The sequence below is a fragment of the Leucobacter sp. NPDC058333 genome, assembly GCF_042726155.1.
In the GTDB taxonomy this organism is placed as follows: Bacteria; Actinomycetota; Actinomycetes; order Actinomycetales; family Microbacteriaceae; genus Leucobacter.
The window spans coordinates 362,011-387,065 of sequence record NZ_JBHXHV010000003.1; the positions used below are offsets into that span (position 1 = coordinate 362,011).

Annotated in this window: 22 protein-coding genes; 5 read left to right on the plus strand and 17 right to left on the minus strand. The window is 60.7% G+C overall.

From position 1 onward, the window contains the following. Positions 1–12: 12 nt before the first annotated feature. The 4 genes from mobF to ACFWHR_RS12215 all read right to left on the minus strand — a co-directional run bounded on the left by mobF (position 13) and on the right by ACFWHR_RS12215 (position 5,987). Positions 13–3,909 (minus strand): MobF family relaxase, encoded by a 3,897-nt coding sequence (gene mobF / locus ACFWHR_RS12200; RefSeq protein WP_382448567.1) that lies wholly within the window; start codon positions 3,907–3,909, stop codon positions 13–15. A 44-nt stretch (positions 3,910–3,953) separates the two neighbouring features. Further along, positions 3,954–4,664 (minus strand): hypothetical protein, encoded by a 711-nt coding sequence (locus ACFWHR_RS12205; RefSeq protein WP_382448568.1) that lies wholly within the window; start codon positions 4,662–4,664, stop codon positions 3,954–3,956. 685 nt (positions 4,665–5,349) lie between these two features. Beyond that, entirely contained in the window at positions 5,350–5,658 is a 309-nt protein-coding gene (locus tag ACFWHR_RS12210) for a hypothetical protein (RefSeq protein WP_382448569.1), read from the minus strand. Then, complete coding sequence (locus tag ACFWHR_RS12215; RefSeq protein WP_382448570.1) at positions 5,655–5,987, minus strand: hypothetical protein; 333 nt, start codon at positions 5,985–5,987, stop codon at positions 5,655–5,657. The genes ACFWHR_RS12210 and ACFWHR_RS12215 overlap by 4 nt, the downstream gene beginning before the upstream one ends. 313 nt (positions 5,988–6,300) lie before the next feature. Between ACFWHR_RS12215 and ACFWHR_RS12220 the strand changes: the two genes are divergently transcribed. From ACFWHR_RS12220 to ACFWHR_RS12235, 4 genes are all read left to right on the plus strand, one after another. Beyond that, positions 6,301–7,707 carry a hypothetical protein gene (locus tag ACFWHR_RS12220; protein ID WP_382448571.1) on the plus strand — a complete coding sequence of 469 codons (1,407 nt, stop codon included), beginning with the start codon at positions 6,301–6,303 and terminating at the stop codon, positions 7,705–7,707. 89 nt (positions 7,708–7,796) lie between these two features. Further along, entirely contained in the window at positions 7,797–8,519 is a 723-nt protein-coding gene (locus ACFWHR_RS12225) for a hypothetical protein (RefSeq protein WP_382448572.1), read from the plus strand. Between the two features lie 3 nt (positions 8,520–8,522). Then, complete coding sequence (locus tag ACFWHR_RS12230; protein WP_382448573.1) at positions 8,523–9,014, plus strand: hypothetical protein; 492 nt, start codon at positions 8,523–8,525, stop codon at positions 9,012–9,014. A 90-nt stretch (positions 9,015–9,104) separates the two neighbouring features. After that, positions 9,105–9,797 (plus strand): SOS response-associated peptidase, encoded by a 693-nt coding sequence (locus tag ACFWHR_RS12235; RefSeq protein ID WP_382448574.1) that lies wholly within the window; start codon positions 9,105–9,107, stop codon positions 9,795–9,797. A gap of 7 nt (positions 9,798–9,804) precedes the next feature. Here the strand turns inward: ACFWHR_RS12235 and ACFWHR_RS12240 are convergent, their stop codons facing one another. From ACFWHR_RS12240 to nrdH, 6 genes are all read right to left on the minus strand, one after another. After that, a complete protein-coding gene (locus ACFWHR_RS12240) occupies positions 9,805–11,088 on the minus strand; it encodes a Y-family DNA polymerase (RefSeq protein WP_382448575.1) in 1,284 nt (427 codons plus the stop codon). Then, positions 11,072–11,512, minus strand: coding sequence for a LexA family protein (locus ACFWHR_RS12245; protein WP_382448576.1), 441 nt, complete (start codon positions 11,510–11,512; stop codon positions 11,072–11,074). Before ACFWHR_RS12245 ends, ACFWHR_RS12240 begins: the two co-directional genes overlap by 17 nt. Positions 11,513–11,704: 192 nt before the next feature. After that, complete coding sequence (locus tag ACFWHR_RS12250) at positions 11,705–11,890, minus strand: hypothetical protein (RefSeq protein ID WP_382448577.1); 186 nt, start codon at positions 11,888–11,890, stop codon at positions 11,705–11,707. Positions 11,891–11,966: 76 nt separating this feature from the next. Beyond that, on the minus strand, positions 11,967–12,944 hold the full coding sequence (locus tag ACFWHR_RS12255; protein ID WP_382448578.1) for a hypothetical protein: 978 nt from the start codon (positions 12,942–12,944) through the stop codon (positions 11,967–11,969). 19 nt (positions 12,945–12,963) lie between these two features. After that, positions 12,964–13,512, minus strand: a complete 549-nt coding sequence (locus ACFWHR_RS12260; protein WP_382448579.1) for a thermonuclease family protein — start codon at positions 13,510–13,512, stop codon at positions 12,964–12,966. Continuing rightward, positions 13,509–13,751, minus strand: a complete 243-nt coding sequence (gene nrdH / locus ACFWHR_RS12265) for a glutaredoxin-like protein NrdH (RefSeq protein WP_382448580.1) — start codon at positions 13,749–13,751, stop codon at positions 13,509–13,511. The genes ACFWHR_RS12260 and nrdH overlap by 4 nt, the downstream gene beginning before the upstream one ends. A gap of 445 nt (positions 13,752–14,196) precedes the next feature. Here nrdH and ACFWHR_RS12270 point away from each other — a divergent pair, with 445 nt between their 5' ends. After that, a complete protein-coding gene (locus ACFWHR_RS12270; RefSeq protein WP_382448581.1) occupies positions 14,197–14,526 on the plus strand; it encodes a hypothetical protein in 330 nt (109 codons plus the stop codon). A 153-nt stretch (positions 14,527–14,679) separates the two neighbouring features. On the opposite strand, the gene ACFWHR_RS12275 is transcribed toward ACFWHR_RS12270, so the two are convergent. The 7 genes from ACFWHR_RS12275 to ACFWHR_RS12305 form a co-directional block, all read right to left on the minus strand. Then, on the minus strand, positions 14,680–15,270 hold the full coding sequence (locus ACFWHR_RS12275; RefSeq protein WP_382448582.1) for a recombinase family protein: 591 nt from the start codon (positions 15,268–15,270) through the stop codon (positions 14,680–14,682). A 512-nt stretch (positions 15,271–15,782) separates the two neighbouring features. After that, complete coding sequence (locus ACFWHR_RS12280) at positions 15,783–16,232, minus strand: hypothetical protein (RefSeq protein ID WP_382448583.1); 450 nt, start codon at positions 16,230–16,232, stop codon at positions 15,783–15,785. 1,072 nt (positions 16,233–17,304) lie between these two features. Next, the gene (locus tag ACFWHR_RS12285; RefSeq protein WP_382448584.1) at positions 17,305–18,276 is read right to left on the minus strand and encodes a cation transporter; all 972 of its coding nucleotides are present in this window, start codon (positions 18,274–18,276) and stop codon (positions 17,305–17,307) included. A gap of 20 nt (positions 18,277–18,296) precedes the next feature. Beyond that, the gene (locus ACFWHR_RS12290) at positions 18,297–18,806 is read right to left on the minus strand and encodes a hypothetical protein (RefSeq protein WP_382448585.1); all 510 of its coding nucleotides are present in this window, start codon (positions 18,804–18,806) and stop codon (positions 18,297–18,299) included. Between the two features lie 376 nt (positions 18,807–19,182). Next, positions 19,183–19,512 (minus strand): hypothetical protein, encoded by a 330-nt coding sequence (locus ACFWHR_RS12295; protein WP_382448586.1) that lies wholly within the window; start codon positions 19,510–19,512, stop codon positions 19,183–19,185. A gap of 675 nt (positions 19,513–20,187) precedes the next feature. Further along, entirely contained in the window at positions 20,188–22,773 is a 2,586-nt protein-coding gene (locus ACFWHR_RS12300; protein WP_382448587.1) for a hypothetical protein, read from the minus strand. A gap of 1,478 nt (positions 22,774–24,251) precedes the next feature. After that, positions 24,252–24,581 (minus strand): hypothetical protein, encoded by a 330-nt coding sequence (locus tag ACFWHR_RS12305; RefSeq protein ID WP_382448588.1) that lies wholly within the window; start codon positions 24,579–24,581, stop codon positions 24,252–24,254. Between the last annotated feature and the right edge of the window lie 474 nt (positions 24,582–25,055).

A 25,055-nucleotide genomic window follows, 5' to 3' on the forward strand; every position in this document is an offset into this window, starting at 1 on the left:
TACTGGGCTGCCTTACGGCTGCCCGTAGCCGGGTGAGCTGCTTTGTGCAGGCTCGTATTCGGGCGTCGACGTGGTACTCACCACGGTGGGTTGCGGCTGGTATTGCGGGGTGACGCGGAGTGCCGCTGCGGCGATTTGACGATCGCGCTCACGGTTCCGGGCATGAGCGTGCTCGCGGCCGAGCGGCTCGTCAGTGTCGACGCCGTAAAGGTCACGGAAGCAGGCCACGGTAACGGCGCGTTGACGCCACTCAGATTCAGCACCTGGCAGCACATTACCGAGCGCTTTCAGCCAGGGCTCTTCATCGGCGATCGCGCGGTCGACGAGCAGTTCCGCCCGGAGCTGTATCGCGAGCTCACGATCTTTCAGTGCCTCGGCAAAGTCTGGATCTCCAAAGTCCGGGGCGACTTCGATGAGGCCGGCGACATAATGAGCTGCGGTCGCGCTGCGGAGATCTTCGGGGGCAGTGAGCGCGTCCGGGTCGAGGCCGTATTGGGTACGCAACAGGTGAGCGAGTCGGGCGGCGACGTCGCGGGTGCTCCCCCGGTCCATGCGCTCCAACGCACCGCGCACCGCGTCCTCGAGTGAGGTGTCGGCCGCGCCTTCCAGTGCGGTGAGCATTCGGCCGAGCTTCAGGTCGGAGCGGGTCTCGTTGGCGGTGATTCCGAACGGTTTCAGGAGTGGTGCGAATCTGCCGTAGACCTCGTGCTCGCGCAGATCTTCGAGGTGCGTGTTCAGTCGGTAGTGCAAGACCGCGAGCACGTCGCGCGCGCCGTCGAGATCTCGACTGGCGAGCAGCTCGGTGATGGTGCCCGGGACGTCGCGGCCGCGCGATTCCAGTCGGAGCAGGTTCGCAAGTACGGGACCTAGGTACGGGGAGTCTGGCGACTTCGGGTCAACGAGGTTAAGGCGTGCGAGCACGGGGATGTATTCGCGTTCGAGCTGGTCAGCGGTGAGGGTCTGGTACTCGGCCGCGAGCTGCCGGATCGACCCGATGCGTTCGGCTTCGTCGTGCAGTGTGTCGTGTGCTGCAATGTCGCCTCCTTTCTTCATGACGACGTGTTCGAGGGTTTCGCGCCAGGTGCGCGACATGCCGAGCGCTGCGGGGTCGCCCATCTCGCCGTTTTCGTCGACTACGACATAGGCCCGGTTCGATTGCTTGCCGCGCGTCATGGCGACATAGAACGTCTCCCGTGAGGCGCTCGAATCGACGATGGTGTGGGCTGTGTCCACGGTTCGCCCCTGGGAACGGTGAGCGGTGGTCGCATAAGCGAGCTGCACGTGCTCCCGGCAGTAGTCGGCGGGCAGGGTGACGTACTCCTCGCCCGCGACAGCGACGATGTCGCCGGAGTCGGGATTGATGCCGGCGACAATCCACTCGTCGTTGTTTTTCACCCAGCGGTCGTGGTCGGTGCGGAGCGTGCGCGCGTTCTGCCGGGTCACGATGCGATCACCTGGTGACGCAGCGCCGGAGGTGATCACCGCTTCCTGGGTTGCGTCGACGGCACCCTGCTGGATGCGCCAAGTGCGGGCGATGTCATTGAGCCGTTCGACCATCTCGTTGGTGGGCGCGATCAAGAGCGATACGAGGGTCGCGTCGCCTGCAGCGTTGAGTGTGGCTTCGTCCTGCTTCCACGCGTCGACCGCTTCGGCGATGATGTTTTCGTCGAGACCGGCCGAGACGCGGCCGTGCTCAATGTATGGGTCGAGGCCGGCTGTTTTGCCGAGTCGGAGCAGCTTCGAAGCATCACCTTCCCATTCGGCTTTGAATCGGTGGAGGTTGACGAGCTCGGGAACGTCGGGGCGCGCTGATGCGAGCAGCCCGAATGCGCCGCCGGCGTCGACGGCTGCGAGTTGCGCCCAGTCCCCTACAAGCAGGAGCTTTGCGCCGGCCGCGTCGACCTGTGCTCGGATCGCATCGAGCGCGAGTGTGCCCCCGATGGAGGCTTCGTCGACGATCATCAGTTCACCGGGGCGAAGCCGATAGTCGATGCCGTCTTTCGAATCGGTGCCGCGCGCTGTTTCGTGGAGCCACTTCGCGGTGTTCTCGGTTTGGATACCGAGAGATTCCGCGAGCACTTCCGCTGCGCGCGCGGTCGGGGCGAGCCCGCGCACACTCCCCTCCCCGAACTGGTGCTCCCAGATCTCGCGAAGCTTTTCGAGGCTGGTGGTTTTACCTGCTCCGGCCGGGCCGACGAGCACGTCGACCTGGCGGCCACTGGTAGCGATGTTTTCCACGGCTGCTGCCTGGTCATTGGACAGAATTCGCCCTTCGGTTCCTGTGGGTTGAGAGATAAGGTGGCTGGTGATCGCCTGCTCGATGGATATCCCTATATCTATTCGCTCCCCAGCTTTGAGCAGGCGATCCTCTGCGTCCCACACCTCGCGGGTTGTAAACAGGTCGCGTGCTTCGGGCTGGAACATGTCTTCACCGTCTGCGGTGTGAAACCGGTACGGGGTGTGCAGTTCGTTCTTCGGTGTGAGCGGAATCGCTTGAGAGAGCACGAGTTCGACCACGCGCTTGACGGCCTGGTTCCGATCGTTCGGGGATCGGAATCTCCAGCCAGCGATCGCGCGCAGTACCGCGGTCTCGGCATTTCGTCGCCCCCAGGTCGCGCGCGAGGTGGCGAGGGAGTGGAGCGCATATTCGGCCGCGTCGCGCGCGGCGTCATCGTTGACGTCGTCCTGCCGGAAGGACCACAGGGGCAGGTCGTCGGTTCTCGTGACCGCGGCTTCCCGCAGTCGGTCCGCGAACATGAACGAGTCGCCGACGTGCGGGCGGGCGCGGTGCCGCCAGTTCTGGGTGAGATCGCGCAACGAGCGAACCTTCTTCGCGGTGCGCGTTGTGAGCGTGGATTGCTGACGCATCTTGATGATGGTGCGGTCAGAGGGTCGACGACCGTGCTTTTCTACGTACTTGGCGATCTCGCGGTCGACGTGCTCATTGATCTGCTTCGACCGGGTGGAGTACTCGTCGACGAGTGATTTAGGAACGCCGTCGATTTGCCACTTCACCGAGCCAGGATTCGTGCCTGACGCGATCGCGAATTGATGACGAGCTGCTGGCGTATCCGGCCGTTGCTCATCTTGTAGCCACTCGTAATAGCGTTCCGGCTTCTCGAGCACGTCTTGGACGGTCCACTCGACGCCGAGGCGGGTGGAGAGTTCGTCCATGAGCACGCCGTCGTAGTAGGCGCCCGCTGTGGCGACGCCGGGCATGAGGGACCAGCGGGAGTCGATGGTGCGCCAACGCCCGTCCTCGCCTTGGACACGGTTCGAGACGAGCATGTGGGTGTGGAGTTGCGGGTCTCCGTCGCGGGAGTCCCAATGATCGAACATAGCGGCGGTGATCCCGAGCACGTGCGTCTGTGCGACCCCGTCAGCTCCGGTGCGTGTGCGAACGATGTCGGTTTCGAGTTTCTCGATAGTCGCTTGAATAGCGGCATGGTGGGCCTGCCGGATTGCGTCTTTCAGTTCCGGGTCGGCGAGAGCCCACCACGAGCTCACGCTCTTGGGCGGGGAGAACACGAACTCGAACCCGGCCACTGATTGCTTCTCTGGGGTGTTGGTGACTTCTTCTCGAATTGCGTCCCCCAGTGCCTCGAACTCGGCGGGAGTCAGTGACTGGTTTTCAGGGTCGGTCGCCGCTGCACGAATCTTCTGCTCGATGCGGCGCTCAAGCGGGAGCAAGGTCGTGTACTTGCGGCCGAGCTGCGTTCCGGTGATGGGGTGAACCCCCTCACCAAACAGAGCAGCCAGTTGCCCTTCCACGACCTGGTCGCGCGGAGACAAATCAAGCGCGGCACGGCCGGCACCGGCCCACGTCCCCGGGGGCGTGCCGTTCGCCATGTAGTACGCCGCTTTCCCTTCGGCGCGGTCGATAGCGTGCTCGGTCGAGACCGAATTCATGAGGTATCCCCACGCGTCACGGGACGCACCGATGAGGGTGACCGTTAGCACGCGTCTACTGCACTGTCGAGGGCCAGTGCCACCCATTTGTCGACGGCATCGACGTTGCCATCCTTTTGCGCTCGAACTGCGCGCTGCAGCGCCGAGCGGGTGGCGCGTGAATGGCTGCTATCCCCACGCAGGAATGAGAGTTCGATAGCGGGGGTCATACCGCGGACGAGCGCGAGCATTCGTCGTTCGTCAGCTGAGGCTGGCTTCTCTCCGGCAACAATGAGGGTCGCTTCGGCTGTGATTTGCGCTCGCAACGATGCGTTCCAGCGGTTGGTGGTGCGCTGGTACTCATCTGCGAGGTGCGATGCGAGGATCTCGAACTGTTCACGGTGCTGATCGCGCCGCTTTCGCAGCAGAGACTCGACGAGCTCTGAGAGTCGGTAGACAGCCTGGCCCTCCTCGGATTCCTCCCACGCTCCCATCGCTGCAAGTTCTTCCTCGATTTGTCGGTCGAACGCCTCTTGATCTGCTTCCCCAAGGGGTTCTGGTGCGCCGTCCGCGCCCCGATTGTCACCCATTGGCTCGATGACAATTGCTCGTCGGTCTTCACGGCCGACTGTATTCAAGAGGTCCATCAGCACTTGGGGTGGCCCACCGATCCATCGGTCATAGGCGAGCTCCGTAAGCTCCCAAATTTGTTCGACGATTTCTCGCGACACAGTGACGTCGACGCCGGTGATCGGGTTCGGGGTGTTATCGGACATTAGTCATCCTTCGTTTTGTTGGGTCGCACGCTGGGCGCGCTTTCGGCAGGTGGCCCCGCAGTAGGTGCGGCGTCGGGTCTTTCCGGGCGGCAGTGGGATGTGGCACCAGGTGCAGAACAGCGTTGATAGGTCGCTGTCTTTGCGGTGGGCGCGCTTTCGGCACCGGGCTGAGCAGTACATGTGGACGCGACTATGGGGGTCTGGGAGGAACACGTTGTTGCAGCGTGGCGCAGCGCACGAGTAGAGCAGCATCCCGGCGAGGACCTCTGTGCGTTGCTGCCGGGATTGCTCGACGAGTCGCCGACATTCCGTGCTGCAGTACTTCCGCTGCTTCGTCGGCGTGATGAACGTCTGCTCGCACCCTGGCCGCGCACACATAGTGCGCCACCCATCGCCCCCGTCGACCGGGGCTGCCGGGTGTGCCAATCCGCGAGAACGACGTATCTGAGCCTCGAACGCTCGTTGGCTTGCGGACTTCATGAGCGCCCCGCGATCCATTTGCTGGCTCCACCGCGCATAACCCAGGTGAGGGACATATCTGAGAAGCCGAGCGCCGCCCTCCCGCTCACCGGAGATTGGAGATCTCGAATGAACGACATCAACCAGTACGTAGAAATCGCCCGCACGGTGCTGGGAGCAGTGCGCCTTGCCGCCGATGTATTGCGGTTGGTCGCCTTGAGCGAATTCATGAGGAAACGCCGACCCGGACGCCACGCGAGGACGCGTCGAGGGAAGCACCGCGATTCGTAGTCACGGTCGATGTCGCCGACGAGTTGTAGCTCTCCACGGGTTCGGGCTCTGCTCTGAGCTGCATCGGAGGCCGATCTTCGTCAACGTACGAGTCGATCCGGTCTCCTTGGCCGAGCGAAACACGACGGATCGCTTCATCGTTGGATCTCGCGTACACGAGATCGGTAACGACGGTCACCAGGTGAGAGGTGACAATGAACGGCCGCTCATCACTTCGGCGGATCATTGTTATGTCTGCAGTCACGCCTCCCCCTTCGGGTCGACGATCTTGTAGGCCCTACCCTCTTGACGGATCGTCGGCCAGAAACCTCCCTCAGCGACGAGGACCCCCTCGGCTTGAAGCACATCGACACATGCATCGAGGTATTCGAGCACCTTCCTCGCGTTTGGCGAGTGGTAGTTCTCTGGCGCTGAAGGGTCGTCGCGGGTGAAGTACATCTCAGCCGCTGCGCTTTCGAGGATCGAGAAGGGGACCTCAATTGTCACGGTTGGCTCGGCGTCGATTTCCTCCTGGGTGAAACTACGCGCCACACCACTCGGGTTCTGCCCTTTTTTGCCCTGGCTGTTTTCCATTCATGGCCTCCATTTCGCGTCGGGTGGGTACCCGATCACTACTGAGATGCGCGGCCGCGCGCACCTCGTGTCACGGAACGCGGGACGCACAAACCCTCGAATGCCAGTGGTGTAAGGAGAAGTTCCGGCGAAACGCAGTGGAGCCGGAACAAGCAGCGTCTGCGCTGCGATAGAAGAACTGGGCAAGTACTGCCCGGGGTTATTGCTGCTGTGCAGACACGAGCAGTTGATCTGCGCATGGTGAGGTGTAGCGGGCAAAAGATCGGAGGGGGCTCTTCCCCCTCCTAGTGCGCGGCCGACCCGTTCGATGGGTATGAGTGATCTTCCATCCACCGCCCAGAGCACGCTCCTGCAGTGCTCGTTCTGCCTGTTCACGAACACCGTTATCGAGACCGAAGACGCGCTCTGCAAGAACTGCGGGCTCGACCTCTCCCGAGCGTTGCAAAGGCGAACGCAACCTGAGCCGGAAATGATTGAGCCCGACACCGACGTCGAGCAAGTCGCTGTGGAAGAGCCGCCTCCTGCCGAAACGCTCTCCGAACTGCTCCGCGTCGACGCGGTCGAACCGGAGACTCGGAGCGCTCGGCGCCCGTCACGTGCGCCTTGGATCATCGCCGGATCATTCGGCGTCGCGATCGTCCTCGCGTCTGTCTTCACCTGGCTGGTCGTCACGACCACCCCGATGGCGGTCACTGAAGAAGCGACGCCCCAGACCACGGTGACTCTGAACGGATGGACGAAGACGCCGGCATGGGTGGCTGACGTCGACGCGACAGCGACAGCCGAGAGCGCAGACGGTGCGACACTGCTCACCACGAGCCGCGCGAGTGCGAGCGTCATCGACACCCAGACCGGCGACATCATCGCGACCCAGCCCCTCGGCGATAAGGCCGCGACCGCGTACTGGGTCGGCGACACCGGAGTCGTTGTCGACGGCGACAACCTGCACGTCTGGACCAGCGACACGGACATGCACACGAAGAACGCCGATGGTGAGAGCGACACGGGACACGACAGTGACGCTTGGACAACGGTCGACCTCGATGGGGACGCGTTCACGATCCGCGGCGACATGGCGTTCATCGTCGCGAAGGTGGGCGCGAAGTATGAGCGACTCAACGGCGACGGGACACGCGACACCATTCCGGTCCCCACGAAGGGCGCAGTGCCTGTCGCCGCGACCAACAAGCAGATCGTGTGGGGCACCAACAAAGGTGTCGCCTACGTCACCGATGCGGACGGCATGAAGGGACGCGACATCACGCTCGCTCAACCCAACAAGAGCGCGACCGTGTCGCGCTGGGTTGGCGGCGACGAAAAGCACGTCTATGTCGTGTGGACGAACGACGACAAGGACACGCTAGTCGTCCATTCGCTGAAGTCAGGCGACACGTTCTCCACCAACCCCCTCCCCGCAGCAGAAGACGCGCGGGCGACAGTGACCCGGAACGGGGCGAGTGTCGCCTACGCGAATGTGCTGATCAATGCGACGACAGGTGCCACCACCGAAATCGACCATGCCGTTGTCGCCGCGGTCGGCGACAACTTCCTCGGCGATGACCCGGCCGCTCTCATCGGCGCGGACGGCAAGGCGACTTCATTGAAGGGCGACAAGGTGACCCCTGTCGCGGTGTCCCCGGATGGGTCACTCATCGTGAACACCGGAAAGCAAATCGCAGCCCTCACCCCCAAGGAGCCGGCAGCGAGTGCGCAGGACTAACGATCTTCACCCCGAGGGCGATGACGCGCGGGCACCGCCCCGCGCCGTAACCCCTCACCCATCACCCACATCACACAATGGAGCATCCAGTGAAATCCAAGACCCTCCTTACCGCCGCAGTCGCGGCCGGGATCGTTCTCGCACCTACCGCGGCAATGGCAGCCGAACCCACCGACGAGATCGCCACCGAGCAGACCACCGTCACGCCAGCAGGAAACCCTGATGATTGCGCGCCACTGACGCTCACTCCCCTTGAAACAGCAATCGAGTTGGAGCCGGCCACTGTCGAGCTCGACACGTGCGACGAGACTCCCCTGCCCGTGGCAGACGTCGTCGACGACGCGAACGCCGACGTCGGCGATCCCGTCATCGAACCAGTAGACCCGGTCGATCCCGTCGACCCAATCGATCCCGTCGACCCAACCGATCCGGTTGATCCCACTGATCCGGTGGACCCAACTGATCCCGTCGATCCCACTGATCCTGTCGACCCAACCGATCCCACTGATCCGGTTGACCCGGTCGAGCCCGAGCAGCCCGTGACACCGGAGGTTCCTGTGGAGCCTGACGTGCCAGTGAGCACTGAAGGTGTGGGTGTGTGGCCGGCCTCGAATGGGTGGGGGTCGAGCGTTGAGTACGCGCCTGCAACGCAGCCAACAACACTCGCTACGACAGGAAGCGGCGACTCGGTTGCGCTCTCTGCAACAGCTGTCGCCGTCGCCGCAGCGGGTGGGGTCATCTTCGGACGTCGCCGCATTGGTCAGGCTCTGCGCACCGCGGTGTCTGGTTCTCGAAACGCGACGGAGGTGTAACCCATGTCGAGCCAGACCGTATTCGAAATTAGCCACTCCTGCGGTCACGAGCAAGAGCGAGACTTGTCAGAGACTGCGGCTTCACTCCGCCCCAAGAAGGCAGAGTGGTGGGAAACGCAGATCTGCACGGATTGCCTGCGAGCGACGCCCCGCAAACGCACCATTTCAAAAGAGCTGCGCGCCGAGTGGAACGCGAAGCGCGAAAGCGCCTACGAGGACCAGGAACGCATGAACCTGCCGCCCCTGCAAGGCAGCGAGAAGCAAATCCCCTGGGGCACAGAGGAGCGATTCACGCTGTTGCGTGACGCCTACGAAGAACTGGTGCAATCCGAGCAGCTCAGCGAGGATGAGTTCGATGCGGAGGTGATCGAGCCCGCCCGCCGCATCGACAAGGCACGGTGGTGGATCGACCATAAAGGTTCGTCACTCGCGGATCTCCGCACGGATCTCAAAGATCCTGGCGAACAGTTCTTGGGGTCAGAGAACCCTTTCTGAGCCTGTGAACCCAAAGCGCCCTCTGCCGCCTGGCAGGGGGCGCTTTTACGTGCGGCGCATCGGTCGCCTGGGGACGCGTACGCTGTGGGCATGTGCGGAAGAGTCATCGTCGACTACGACGAGAACATGGATGTTGCCGGGAACACGGAACTCGCCGGATGGATGACGCAGCGACCCGAGGGGTACCAAGCCTCCTGGAATTTGAAACCGACGCAGGATATCCCTGTCGCGTTTACAGATCACAAGAGTGGTGATCATCGGTTTGAGCTGGCGTACTGGTCGCTCGTGCCGATCTGGTCGAAGGAGCTCAAAACGAAGTTCCCAACTTTCAATGCGCGCTCGGAGACGGCCGCGGAGAAAGCGAGCTTCAAAGCATCAGTGAAGAACCGGCGTTGCATCATCCCCGTGTCGGGGTTCTATGAGTGGACTGGTCCGAAATCGAAGCGAACGCCACACGCGATCTTCGGCCCCGCACCGATCATTCCGATGGCTGGCCTGTATTCGTGGTGGCACGAGCCGGACGCAGGGGATGACGAAGGCTGGCACCTCACTGCGACAATCCTTACGCGCGCTTCGGCCGGCGTGATGGAGCCACTGCATGACCGTATGCCGGTGTTCATGTCAGATGAGCTACTGCAGGACTGGCTTGACCCCGAAACGGTGGGTGACAAGTTGCTGATGGAGGCCGTTTCAGAGGGTGCGGTATCGCTCAGTGAGCAACTGCGCGAGTACGAGGTGTTACCGCTGCGGGGCGACGGTCCCGAGCTGATCCTGCCGGCGTAACGCAACTTCAGGCGGTCGCCTCGCAGAGTTCATCCCAGTGCGTCGTGGCACGGCGTGAGAGCATCTCTCGCTTCATGTTCCACACGGGTGCGCCCTGCAAGCCGCCAAGGCCCACACCGATCGCTCGCGGTCCGAGCTTGCTCGTGATCGCGTCGAGCGTTTCCCCGACATGCCTCCCCTCGAACTCTGGTTCGAAGAGCGCGAGGGGTGCCGCGCTGCCCTTGGGTCGAAGCCCTGTGAGCACGACACCTGCACGCACATAGGGCATTCCGTGACGGATGCGTGGCAGGAGCGCGAACGCTGCCTTGCCAATCCCGATCGGGTCATCGGTGGGAGTTGGGATGCCGACAGCGACGTGCGGGTTGTGGGACTCACCTGGTCGGTGCCAGCTTGTCGCAGACCACGCCGAGACAACGCCGGCGACTTGGCCCTGCGCGCGGAGCCGGCTACTGACCCGCTGCGCGTAAATGGAGAGCACTTGCTGCATGTCAGAGACCGTCTGTACGGGGCGTGAGAAGCTGCGGGAGAAGATCAGCTGGTCTTTGTACTCGCGTACCTCTTCGAGCGGGATACAGGAGATTCCGCGCAGCTCGTACACGGTGCGCTCCATCACCACGGAGAACTTCTTACGAATCCACTTCGCGTCCGCGTCGCGCAGCTCTTTCACGGTGTGGATGTTCATTGCGGCCAGGCGTTTACCGGTGCGTGAGGCGATTCCCCAGAGGTCGGTGACGTGGGTGCCTTCCATGATGCGGTCGGTGTGGGTGGGGCTGTAGCTCCCGAGGTGGCAGACACCGCCGAGTGAGAGATCCGCTTTCGCACCCCTGCTCGCGAGCTTTGCGAGGGTCTTTGAGCGTCCAATTCCGACGCGGACGGGAATCCCCGTGCAGCGGAGTACTTCGGCGCGGATCTCGTGCCCGAGAGCGGTGAGCTCGTCGACGGTGCCGCGGAGTTCCACGAAGCTCTCGTCGATCGAGTACACCTCCTGCCAGGCGCAGTAGCGGCCGATGATTTCCATGACGCGGGCAGAGAGCGACCCGTAGAGCTCGTAGTTGCTCGAGCGGGCGATGACGCCGGCGGCTTTGGGGTACCCTTCGAGCTTGAACCACGGGATACCCATTGGGATATCGAGCGCTTTCGCCTCGCGGTTCAGAGCGACGACGCAGCCGTCGTTGTTTGAGAGCACCACGATGGGTTTGCCGTCGAGAGGGGGGTCAAAGACGCGCTCGCAGGATGCGTAGAACGATTCGCAGTCGATGAGCGCGATCTGGCGTTCAGGTACGGAGGACACGGTGCAGACTCCGGGTGACGACTCCCCAGACGCGAAGCTCAGACAGTTCCGCGATCTCGATGTTCGGGTGCTGCGGATTCTCGGCCGAGAGGACCACGGAACCATCTGACATGAGCCGGAGCCGCTTCACGGTCATCTCCCCGTCGACCACGGCCACAACCACGTGGCCGTCTTTGGCTTGGATTGAGCGATCGACAATGAGTTCGTCGCCGTCGAAGATCCCCGCCCGGACAATGCTGTGCCCGCGCGCTCGGATGAGGAACGTGGAGACGCGGTTTGGCATCAAGTGCTCGTTCAGGTCGAGCTCGCTGGTTTGGTAGTCCTGAGCGGGTGATGGAAACCCGCACAGCACTTCAACGTTTGCGACATCGACGAGTGCTGCAGGGGCGTCTGCAGTGAGAGCACGAATGTCCGCGATCTGCATTTCACACCCCACTTATTCGAATCTGTGTTCGAATAAGGATATTACGCTTCCGGGCTGACATTCGGGGCGAGAGCCCATCAGCTTAGGGTGCGTCGTTGCGGCCGCTGCGGCGAAATCGCGCAGTTCAGGTGGGGTGATTGTTCCCGATCGGATATCCAAGGTCATGGCGTGGCGCGTCGGCCGCGCGATCGGCTACTCGCGGTACCAGGCGAGGATCAGGGCATTTGCGGGGATGACCGCTGAGGCTTTGGCCGCTGCCCATTCGTGGTGTTCGTCGCCGACGACTTCAGTGACTGTGAAATTGTTGAGGTCGCGGGCGTGGCGTTCCTGGGTGGGGATCGCTCCGGCTTCTAGTGCGATGAGTGCTCGTGCTCGCATGGGTCCAGGCTAGTTGTTTCGGGCAAACGAAAAGGGGAGGGAGCCGCGCCTGGCTACCTCCCCTTCGCAGGTAGATCTAGTGGGTGATGCCCGGCTGATCCCGTTGCTGGTGGACGTTCTGCATCATTTGATCGTGCTGCTGTTGGTGCGCCTGATTGGCAGCCGCCAGTGCGGAACTGTGTTCCTGGTATCGAGCCTGCGCCCACCCGTCGATCTCGTTGACGAGCTGGTTAATGCCGCTGGCATTGACTTCGCCGCCGCCTGTTTGAACCCAGAACGCTGCGCCGTCGACTGTGGCGTATTTCTCCGCGCGCCAGCTCCAACTATTGGGGATGCGGTCAGCGTCCAATGAGTCGGTTCCGATGTACTGCTCGGTCATGACCAGCCGTTGATTACCGTCCGCGTTGTGAAACACGAAGTGCCCAACTCCGAAGGCGTCTGGGTCTTGGTCCGAGTATTCGATTGCGGCACCAAAATCGGTAGCGATGACGGCCATTTCGGCGCTGAGGTACTGCATGGCCGCTTCGCGCTCGTGCCTCTGGCTGCTGGTCTCGATCGTGAGCTTGACGTCCTGGTGTTCGTCGACGCGCATGATGTAGCTGCCGTCTTCGTTTTTCTGTATCCAGGCGGTGAAGATGGTGTTGCTCTCCGGGTCGTCGAAGTCGACTCGACCGTAGTTGTCGCCATTCATCTGGGTAGTGGCAGTTTCGGAATACGTGGTGTCGTCGTCCGGATACTCGCCCTCTTCGGGGTCGCCGGTGCCGAGCCGAGACGGGAGTCCGTATTCCTGGGTGAGGGCCTCGATTTCGGCGTAGAGCCTCGCCGCGTACTCGCGTTGGGAGTCGCCGGGAATATCGCCGTCTTCCAAGCGGAAGGCGTTCTCTTGAGCCCATTCCGCCTTGCCCGTGAGCTCTGAGATTTTCTCTTCAACCTCTTTAATACTCATCGAAGGTGATGAAGTGTTTTGGGCAGGTGCAGGGGTCGCGGGGTCCTGTACCCAAATCTTGGGTTCGAGTCGCAATCCGGTGTCGTAGGGCGTTTTGTTCTCGGGCATGGTGGTGTTCTCCGTTTCGTTATCGGGTGGTGCAGTGTCCCCAGAGCCCGATGTGAGCGTCGCGCGCTGCGGCCTCTGCAGCGCGGAAGTCATCGTGTCCGGCATAGGGGGTGTTGTAGGTGTATTCGTGCCCGGCTCCCTGCTCGAGGAGCAGCTGCGCGATATTGCCTGAGTCGGTGTGGATGTGACGGAGGAGTCGCCCGTATTTGTCGGTGTCTCCTTGGCTGGGGTCGGTGACGAGCTCGACCTTCTGGCCGTCGACGAGGTTGCTGAGCGCGGTGCGGGCGTCTTGGGCGTAGCATTCGTCGGCCACTCCCCCGCGTCCGATTTCTGGGGTGTTGATGCCGATGATGCGGACGCGGTTCTTGGTGCCGTTCTCGTCGATGGTGTTGATGGTGTCGCCGTCGACCACGGCGATCACCTGTTGCGGGGAGGATGTGCCCGGTTCAGGGGCCTGCGCGTCAGTGTCGACCTGGGTTGCGTTCTGTACTGCGAAGATAGTGGCAACTGTGGCGATCGCAACAGTCACGGCGAGCTTGGTGAGGCGGGTCGCGGTGCGCTTTTTCATGCGTCTTCCTGTTCATTGTTGAGGTCTGCGATCTTGTCGGGACGAAAGCCCGACCAGTGACCCTGGTCGGTGACCACGACGGGAGCCTGCAGATATCCCAGCTCTTTGACGGTTTTGAGAGCGAGCGGGGCCGTCGAAAGGTCCACGACGTCGTAGTCGATTCCCTTGCTGTCGAGAGCTCGGTAGGTCGCGGTGCACTGGACGCAGCGGGGCTGCGAGTAGACAATGATGGTGTTCATGGTGTTCCTCCTGCTACCTAGATGCGCCGTCCCGCGCGGTTCCTGTTCCCTCCCTCACGTTTTTTTGCCGTGAAGGCACGAAGTGACTTCCTCGGCGGGCAGCGCAGAACCTAACCGGAGGGGCAGGCCCGCGCGGCGCAGACGCGCGAGAATGCACCGTCAAGCACGCACGCAAAGCGGGTGGGCGGTCGGTTAGGTGGCGCGCTGAACGCACGTAGAATGCCGCAGGCTTCACGGCAAGAAAACGGGGCGTAGCCCCAAAAGGAAAGGGCCGGCCTCCGTGCTGGCTCTTTCAGGCGCACTGCGTGCGCCCCGCGGAGCGGTCCCTGCTTGCAGGGTCACTGCCTTCGTGGGTCTACTCACGGACCTGTAATCTCAGTCAGTCAACGCATCGACCGTTGGCTATCCCTTTGCGTTTGTCCTTAGCTTTGGGAGGATACAGAGCATGGGGAAATTTATACACGGGGTACGTGAATACGAGTTTGAAGATCGTCTGCTGGCACACCTGCATTTTGTGATCGGGCAGAAACTCAAGAAGCAAGAGAGCTTCTTTCTTAGCTGGACCAAGTCTCATGAGGAAGGGGGCGGCCGAGTGTCAATCTGGCTGTCGCCGCACGTGACAGTTGGATTTCACTTCTCGGGCAGCAGAGAGCCGGAGCTTAATCGTGCATGGATCAGGGCGCTCAACTCTATGTCTCACACACCGCGAGGACTCATCGCGATCCGTGAGGACGAGGCCGAGCGGTATGTGAAAAACAACCCAGATCTCATCTAGCAAGAATTGGTATCGCCCCTTCCAGCAGTCCCGGGAGGGGCGATACGTCGCTCCCGGAACGTTGTATGGGATAACACAGGGATCGGGCGCGACATCGTTAATCTACTCCGGCGACTCATCTATTTAAAGAGTCTCGATGACCTCGACATTCGGTTACTGCGTTAGAGCCTTCGGCAATGCCGGCAAGTTTTTGCTTTGGTCGAAGTGGCGGTAGATCGTGGGTCGAGCGACGCCGAAGGTGTCAGCGATCTCCTGGACGGTGTAGTCGCCAGTTTCGTACATGGCGCGGGCCTGAGTGATCTTGTTCGGGGTCATCTTGGGTCGGCGCCCGCCTTTGCGTCCGCGAGCTCGCGCAGCGGCGAGTCCGTCTTGGGTGCGCTCAACAATGAGGTCGTGCTCGAATTCCGCGATCGCGGCGAGCATGTGGAAGAACAACCTGCCGCCGGGAGTGGTGGTGTCGATGCCTTGGGATAGGGCTTTCAGCCCTATCCCCCGTTGCTGGAGTTCGTCGGAGATCTCTTTCAGGTTTCGCACTGAGCGGCCGAGCCGGTCGAGCTTGGTGACGACGACGGTGTCGCCCTCACGGAGGTAGCCAAGTGCTTCGGTCAGGGCGGGTCGTTTCGCGAGCGTGCCGGATGCGTGGTCGACGAAAATTTTATCGCAGCCGGCTAGTTCGAGTGCGTCGGTCTGACTGTCCGAGTTTTGTTCACGGGTCGAGACGCGTGCGTAACCGATGATTGCCATGTGCTGACTGTAACGCAAACGTCGCTCGCATTACGTAGATTTCGGACACGCTTTACGAGACGAGAATCGCCGTTGATCCTCTTCCGAGATCGCGCCGTCTCATAAACGACCGTTTCCGGGCGCGTCGGGCTCCACCTCTCCCTTCTACTCATCGGAGGGATCGCCGAGATCGTGGACGATTTCCTCACTCTTGCCATAGCCACCATCGCGGGCGCTGCATTCGTCCTTCTCGAAGAACCACTCACCGACTGTCCACGCGCACCCGATTCCCACACCGACGGATCAGCAGAAGGAACGGCTTGCGGGCTCGCGGGCAACGACAACGCCCCGAGACGGTAACCGAGCACAATCGTTACCTGCGACAGGCTGCCCGCTAAGAGCTCACCTAGCAGACAGTAGAACTGAAATTTGAACCTGTCAGAACTCCGCAATTTACTGGTGCGACTCACATCGGCCGAGACAGCGTCCGCTTGCTCTCAAATGGACGGCGCCGGCCGGCCCCTCTGACCTGCTCAGCCGAGCGTGACCGCAGTCGCGACAGCGTCGGCGAAGGTCCTGACATTGGCGGCGGTATACGACGAGCCCTCGGGATCGATGAGGAACGTTATAAGCAGCGACTGGGCACCGTCCACCGGCTCAAGGACACCCAGTTGGATATTCCCGATCGCGAGGTTTTCCGGCAGTCCGGTCAGCCGGAAAGTGTCAGCACCCAATACGGGCGCGGGCGTCGTGGCGTAGACCTCGGACTGCTGCACGGCGATGTCGGCGGGCAAGCCGTCCGAGAGCTGGAGCGTGAGAACGCCATTCCGGGCTGGTACGTCGGAGGATACAGGGAAGACGAAACTGCAAGTCGCCGAGAAGCTGACGTACTTCACCTCCGGTTCGCTGAAGTTGCCGGTCGGGTCGGCGGCAGCGAGGGTCCCGGCGTCGACGAACGGGCACTCGTCCTCTCCAAACCCCATTGGCACGGTGTATGTCGGACTGGTCGTCGCCGTGGTGCTCGACGTCGGGCTCGGTGCCGGCACAGGACCACCACATCCGACGATGGCACCAGCGGCGACCAAGGTCGAAAGGACTGCCATGTAGACCCGAGTCGGTGACGCCATTCAAAAAGGTTAACGCACCGGCACCGACGGCACCAGGCATCCCGTGATGCCACATGGGCGCAGCCTGCCACCTCGCCGCCGCCGTGCATGCCAGCCGGGGACGTCCTGCAAGTTGTCTCCAGGTCGGAACTCCTCGATTCTCACCGTGCGAGCGGCTCAGAACGCCCCAGCACATGGCATTCTGCTCGGCGAATGGGCGGACCTCCGGGAAGCATCAGTCGGTCAGAGTCGATATACAGCCGATCGCGAGGTCGGCGCCGTTGACCGAAGCCTCCCGCGTTGACTGTCGCCGCGCTTCGTCGTCGTTGACGAGCGAGAGTAGGGCGATTCCTCTGTTCGGCGCGCGCGGGCAGCGAACGCGCCTGCGCTGTAAGCGCACATGTTCCAGTTGTGGTCTTTCGACGGGACGCATGATCGCAAGACTGCGTAAACATCCTCGCAGCACATCGCGTCAAGGCCTCCGACACCGAGCTGACGTATTCAAGCCCCACTGGGAAGTCGTCGAGCACCGCTACGTTGCCCGACAGCCCGGTCCCATCGTTGATGACCTTGACAGTTCAAATGACGTTTCCGCCAGATGAAACCGTCTTACTCCCCGCCGACTTCCTAATTGAAAGCGTAGACACTGTCGTGACCCCGACTTGGTTGGGTTCGACCGGTATCAAGGCTGCACCCGTGACAATTTCTATTAGTAGTCGTTAATTTGTTTCAAGACCGCACTCGATCCCTCTCGCCGATGCTGCCGTTCTACGCTCCCCCGACTACTGGCACGCTCAACGCCCCCGGCCTGTGTGGTCCTCAGACCTTCCAGACCCAGCGCAGCCCGTTCTAGGGAAGCGAGACGGCATAGTGATCATTCTTCCGGGTCAGGAAAAACTAGCCATGTCGAATGTCACCAAAACATCAGACCCGATGCACCCAAAGGCTTCTATGTCATGAATGGTTCTATCGAGATGTCCAAATGGTCGGGCAGCTTCGTAGTAACGGCAATCGCCACGTCCTGAATTTTCCAATCCAGATCATGCAGAGCGGACGTCACTTCCTCGGCACGGTCAGCAACGAGCACACCACCCCGGGGCACGATGAAAACTTCGACGTGGAACACTTGCCCCTCGTCACGCATACGAATCCCTGATTCACTCACCCATTCAAGTGTGGATAAGTAGTGGTGGATTTCATCGAGAAGCGGGTGACGTTTTTTGTCGTCAAAGGTACGCGCGCGCTGGTCCATAAGGTCCGACACAGCCGCTTTCGTGTTGCGAGCTCCGTCCCAGATGATGCCGAGTGAGATGAAGACGGCCGCTAGCCCGTCAAGCCACCACCATCCAATTCCGACTCCAAGTACACCCACTATCGAGGCGACATTGGTCTGCCAGTCTGCTTTTGCCATGTCCGCATCTGCGTATAGCAGCTTGTTGTGAAGGACAGGGGCGAGTTTTGCTTTCGCGGGCCCATATAGGAACACGGGGCCGACGACCACAATCGCCATGACCACGACCATCAACCACCCCAGCCAAAGAGTGTGCCCGAAGAGGTTCACCGTGCCGATAGTGGGATGTTCTGTCTTAAAGAGTCCAGTAGCTGATTCGATGGCGAGGCTGGAGCCCACCGCTAGGAGAGCGATACCGGCAACAAGGTGTCCTACGCTCATCGCCCGGTGCAGCCCATACGGTCGTTTCCGTGTCGGTTTTCGATTCACGAATATGAGGGCAATGAAGAACGATAGTTGAGGGAGCAGCGAGAGCATGTCTTCGATCCATGCGGTCTTCATTGCTTGAGAACTTCCCAGAACGAATGCGACAACACTGATCGTTACTGCCGTATAACAGACAGTGAAAATCTGCCATCTGATAGCTCTTCGAAGTGCCGTTGCTTGCTCCTCGGGAAGGCCGTCGGTCACGCTCCTTGCGTTTCCGCGCCTCATTGCGATCTCTCCGTTTCATCCAGAAATGTTTCAAAGTTCGAGAGCAGAGCGTTTTCTCCGAGCGGCATCAAAGCAACGAGTTCTTCGCTATGTTGATTGTCAATCACGAAGGACCGCGATACCGCTGCCCGATCTAGCCAGGGAGTTTCCGGAGTGAAATGTCCGAAGGCAATATCGATCTTTTCATTCTCGAGCATTCCGACGAGGGTTTCTTCACCGCCGGTCTGCCAAGACGGCGTTGCGTCTATAGACGCTGCGTATTCAATTGCCAGCTCTGCGAGCGGACCGGCGGGCGGGTTCCCACTCTCACTTAGTCCAGGCTCAATAGCGATCCCCACCCTCAATTCATCGCTCGACACCCGAGCAAGCGTGCCATTTGGGTCAGCGGGAATTGAAGCATTACATCCAGTTAACGCCAGCGCCAGCGAAGCAATTGCGCCTGTCCGCAGCAGTGCATTGAGGGTCCCGCAACCCGTTCGTCTCGCAGCTCTAAACTTCAGCTTCACGGATGCATCATCCCACACTGGGCACGCCAAGAGGCGGTACGCTCGCATGGCAGGCGACGTCTTAGGGCGACAGAGGCGAGCGCGAGGGCCTCACACGGAGAATGGGCCTCACGCTATTTGTCAGCAAACTCATCCGAGTGCGGCGACGACTCCTAGTTTCTGGGCGATACCACAGCTAGTTCTCAATCGCGATTTTGAGCAATGACCAATACGCCCTTGGGTGCGGCACGGTCAACCCAGCAGACGCAGCATCGACGCGCCGTCACAATATGCCAGCTACCGAAGTACCAGTCTTTCAGTTCCTATGACACGGTGACATGCACTATGTACGAAGCCGCCCCACCCCGATCGTCCGTCGTGGGGCGGCCCCGAGCCCCTAGTAAGCGTCTGGGTTGTTCTTTATGAATGACTCCGCATGGTCCTCGTCGATCGCGATAAGTCCATGCTGCGAGCGCGAAAGCGCGTTCAGCGCTCGGAGCCAATGTCGGTTCAACTCGGGCGGCTCGTCGGCCGTGAACTTGAACGCAAGCGGCACATACGGTGACACCCACAAGCACACCCGGCCGCTTCCTTCCGCAGCCGATTTAGACCAACTCAGAAAGAAAGCTTCCTGCCGACCAAGCTTCTGACTGATCACAATCTTCAAATGCGCCAGCAGGCGATCCTCAACCAGGTAATCATTGACGCCATGAATTAGATGTCCCATGTCCGCCATAGTTACATCAACGCCTCGGCGACCATATCCCCTTGAATTATGGAAATAAGCGCTCTAGGAAAAACGCCATTCTTGCACACCCGGCGTCACGGGAAGCACGAGAGCCGAACTCGTTGCGTCGCGCCAGAGAGACCAAGTCATTCTCGGTCCCACGAGCGCCTTACGAATACTGGCCGCACTACCCGAACGGCTACCGCGGGTACCCGAACGCTACGGGTAGGCGGGGCTGCAACGCTGAAACCTGTCCGCACATACTTGCTTGCGTCGTGCGATGGTCAAACATGATTCAAGTCGCGTGGGATGTGTGGATCGTGATGCGCGAGTTCCCGCAGCAGCCAGAGTCCGTGATCAGGGCGTTGCGGGACACGCGTGGGGATGTGCGGTACCTCTTGTCACCGTGGGATTCGTTTATACATCGGGAGCGCATAATCGGGGTGTTCGAGAGCCGGGACACTGCGGAAGGGGCGGTGCCATGGCAGTCGAGATACCTGCCAGCTCCCGGATGTAGGGGTTTCGCCCAGCTAGCCTCGACGACAAGAATGGGTACCCGCCTGATTCCCCCGATCGCATCGTGGCAGACACGACTCGCCCCACCTAGCCAAATGGCCAGATGGGGCGTATCGGTTGGCTCCAGTTCCTCTTTTGGAGCGTGAAGCTTTCGGCGGACTAGCGCTTACGGAGTGTGAGCCTTCCTCGGCGAATCACCATGATCCCTGCGCCTACTGCGGCGATACTGGCCAGAATCCAGGGGCCGGAAGGTGTGTTCATCCCAGTGGTGACCAGTTGTGTCGGACCCGTAGGCGCGACCGTCGACCGAACGGGGATCGACAACGAGTCTTCGGGAGACGTAACTGGATCACCTGTCGGCGGTGTACCGGTGGCGACGGCGATGTCTCGTACTGCGAGAGCGCCGAGGTCGGCGGAAGTCACGGTGTACTCAGCTCGGCACACAACCTTCTCGTCGGGTGCGAGTGTCAGTGTTCCGTTAGTCGCGTTCTCGGGCCCACACGTGATCGGACCGAGATCTCCCTGCAGCGAGGGTTCCTGGACGACGTCTGTCACCGTCACATTGTTGAGGAGTGCAGTGCCCACGTTCTTAACGAGAAATTCGTAGGTGACGCGCTGTCCGACTTGTACGACGCTTGTCGTGGTGGACGACTTCTCGAGGATGATCGCACCGGTTCCGGAGGTGGGTTCGATCACGGTGTCCGAATCAGTAACGTTCGGCCCATCGGGTGGGGTGCCTGTTGTCGTAGCTGTGTTCTCTATGGTGCCGTGGAGAGTATCATCTCGGGTCACCATGTAGTCCGCGACGCAATTGATCGTGTCTCCTGGCGCAAGAGTCGCGGGGATAGTGGGAGTGCAACTGAGGCTGAGCGCGGGCCCGGCCGGTGCCGCCAGCTGGTCGCTCACAGTGACGTCGGACAAGCGCGCATCGCCGGCGTTCGTGGTGAGGATCGAGTAGTGAATCACGTCTCCTTCATCTGTAATCCCGTTGCCATTGGTGTCGGTAACGGAATCGATGGACTTTTCAAGATCGATCGCGCTGCCCGGAGTCGCAATTGTGGACGAGCATCCAGGTCCGGGTGACGGCGGGCAATTGGTGTCGACCGTCGTGACTGGGGTTGTTGAGTCGGGTTCCGGGTTAGGGCCTCCGCCCGGCATGTTCGGAACATCAGTCGTTTCCGCGGGGACAATCGTCGCTGTATTCACGAGCTCGCCGCTTGTGCCGTCGGCAACTGTCCCGGTGATCGTGTAGGTCAATGATCCGCCGGCGTTGATTCGCACGGTGTCGGATACGTTGCCGGTGCCATTTGCGGTGCACGACGTGGGTTCGAACGGCGGCAAGGTGGGGGCACCCAGCTCCGTAACTTCACATGTCCAGCTCGCGCCAGTGACTGCTTCGGGGAGCGGGTCCGAGAAGGTTGCGTTGATAGCGTCGCTGGGCCCGGCGTTGTTTACGACAACGGTGTAGGTGATGGGTTCGCTCGGGCTGTAGGAGGCGACGTCTACAGTCTTCGCGATCGACACATCGATAACTGGCAGAACGGTCAACGGTGTCGTGCCTGGGGGGTTCAGCCCGGTGATTGTGGTGATGTTATTCGTGCAGTCAGGGATCACGGCTCCCAGATTGTCAACGCATCCGGAGTTGTTATATGCGCCCGGTATGTCGCTCGTGACCTGCACCGTGATGGTGCAGGACGGCGCCCCGAGTGCAAGATTCCCGGTGATATCAATGGCGGAACCGGCAGCGCTACTTGAGGTGAGTTCGCATGTTCCGCCGACTGGGTCCGACGCGGTCAGCCCCGCGGGCAGGTCGTCGACGAAGTGCCAGCCGTCCTTTGCCATGAGGTCGTTCGTGTTCGTGACCGTGTATGTGAGTGTGGTTGTTTCGCCCTGTGACATAGATGCGGGCGTGAATTCCTTATCGAGCTGGGGCGTGACATCTACCAGCTGAGGGAGATCAAATCCTGCGTCGTTGCCCGTGCCCGTCGCTTGGAGGTTGCGAACCTGAATGCCGAGCATTGGGGTGACGCCGGTTGTTGGAATCTGTATCGCGTTTGATTGAAGTTTCGCGACGCTGAATCGTGTGTTCTCGACGAAGATCACTTCTGCAAGTGGGTCGGTACACGGGTCCAGGTTGCTTCCGACGACTGTGGGGACGCCGTTGACGAGAATTGAGAACTCCTGCTTCGCATGGTTACTGAAGCAGTTGGTCTGCGCAAAGACTCCCGAAACTGCGTAGTAGTGGCCGGCGACGGTCGGGATCGAGTTGTTCGTCGTGCGAAGCTGCACACCGGCGGCTTGAGCGCCGTTTACGCTGTTGCTGTACTGTGTGAGGATCTGGTTATCGGCCGCAGTCGCAGCGTCCATTCCCTGGAATTGGCCCATCGCCACCGCCATGCGTCCCAAGATCGTGAAGCCCTCATTGCGGGCGCACTCATCGTCACCAACTGCGCCGCCGCTCCCGGAAGGCAACGGCGTCCCTTGTTGCATGACCCAGCCGTTGCAAGCCGCATAACCGGGGCTCCACGCGGCATCTGCGAAATACGTCTCGCCATCTGCCGCTGGCCCACCCACATAGTCTCCGATTTGGATAGGAGCCCCCGCGGCCGGCATATTTGAGAAATCCTCGGAGTAAATCGTGACTCCTGGAGATGTCACCCCCGGAGATCCCGGGACCGCTCCCGCCGGCGACGTCAGCACGGGGCTGAGCATGCCAGCGGCGACCGTCACCCCGGTTGCAAGCATTGCGAAGCCGATACATGAACGTCTGCGCTGTCCGATTCTGGAACGCACCATAGTGGAGATCTTTCTCGTAGGAGACTTCCGTCTTGAGGGACGATGAGTCAATGCCGCAGCCTCAACCCAAGGACGCCATCAATAAAGCGGTGGCGACAGCATGCGTAACATCAGGCTCGAACTATTCAGAAGGGAGCCTGTGGATGGACACCCACGAGCTAGCTAGACGCCGACCCCCTCGTCGCCGCCATCTTCGCTGACCCCCACAAGCGAAATAGTTCCGCCGGTTGAGCTGATAGTAGCGGATATCGCTTCAGATCGGGACCCCCTCGCTTATCTGGTTCCGATATGGGAACTCGCCATTCTTTAAAGTCAGTAGGCCAACGAGAAGGATCACTCCACTGCACCGCTGCATGACAAGCGAGGTGGCCACCATAATTTCATTTTGATTTTTCCTAAGAACGAGCGCTCGTCGTGGATACCGGGACTCATATTCCTCGATTCAAGGAAGACAAGCCGACGTGTGAAGACGCGCTGCCATTGTCGCTGGGTTGCACTCCTTGTCGGGGGGGCTGCGGAGACCGCGTCGCATGAATTTGTGTTATGACTGATATGACACATCCCGGGCGAGAAGCAGTGCGACATAAGGGTCCGTTTGGGTGGACGAGGATTTTTCTGCAACACGCATTATCGGATCGCTGACATTGCAGCGTAGACCCATCATCATCTGTCAGCAACCCCCGCGACACGTCCATCTATTGCGCGCACACTTATGGCGTCGCCCCCGATACCCCTGTGCACCATTGCACCAAGTTGCGGGCGACATGCACTAAGCACCGTTCCGCCCCTCCCAATCATCGTTGGGCGGGGCGGTCCATGTGTGCAGAATGCCGCTGAAAGCGTCGCCCCTGCACGAGCGCTAGCACTTATATGTGTATTCGGCACTTCACGATCATTGTTGGAGAAGCGGCATACCCTACGTCGCATGAGGTTCGGTTCTAACTGGCATTACGTATCGCCCATGTCGAGTGCGCAAACGCGCGGGATCCAAGGGCCAAGCGCGGCCATTAGGAACGCAGAGCACACGGCAGGCAATGCGCGCGGCTGCCGCCACTACACTCGCGTCGCTGACGATCTCGCGCCACTGCACACTATTGTCTACCGACTTGGAGTGATAGAAAGCGCCAAGCGCACGGGCGAAGATGTTGGGCTGGCCTCGCCGCGCGCGATGACGGGGGACGACGCCAGCCGGTCGCTGAATGAGGTGAATCGGCGGGTGAAGCAGCGCAACTGGAAGCTGCCGAAACGACCCACCTGGACTGTCACCTACCACCATTCAGAGCTCGGAAATCTCCAGTCCCTTGCGCTCACGAATGGCGAGGACGAAAATAACAGTGTTGTTCCCAGTCCCCGGGTTGTCCCTAACACTCGACCGGGAAGAACACCATCGCCCCCACGTTTCTTCGTGAGGGCGATGTTCGTTGTTGCTAAACGAGGTCAGGATTGTTTTTCACATAGCGCTCGGCTTCATCTTCTCGGATCGCGAGCAGTCCACGGGGCGTATGCGCGAGCGAGTTGAGCGCCCTGAGCCATGCCTTGTTGAGTTCAGGCTCCCTGCTGCCAGCAAAGTGAAAACCGACAGTTACGTGTGGCGATATCCAGACGGACACACGCCCGCCGCCCTCTTCGTGTTGCTTCGTCCAGCTAAGAAAAAAGCTCTCCTGCCGCTTAAGTTTCTGCCCAATCACGAAATGTAGATGCGCGAGCAACCGATCTTCGAACTCATATTCTTGCTCGCCATGCAATATTTTCCCCATGGTTTGTATCCTCCCAGAACGCAAGACTTTCTTCCGAAGCTTGACAGACCATCGCATGTGTGTGTTCTTATGAAGGATTCCTTGTAGCGGCCCACGATGCTCTCATGTGTCATTCATATGGACTCATGTACGAGTAAAACTCGTCGATGATCGCGCTGAGCACACAGCCGCACGTATTGGAAGCTCACGCCATCTCGTTCAAACATGCTTTCGAATGGAGTTGCGTCGCGCACCGGTCAAACGTGATCCAGGTTGCGTGGGAAGAGCGGATCGTGTTGTTAAGCTTCGCCAGCAGCCGGAGGCCATGTTTCGGTCTACTGTAGGCATGGGGGCCGAAGGACCGACGACTTACGAAATCAAGAGCCTCCTCACGCTGCAAGATATGTGATCGGCACCTGCAACACGATTCTTTACTCATGGATTGTCCTGAGTAACTGAGTGGATATCCCGCCCGTCTAACTAGACGGGTGGACA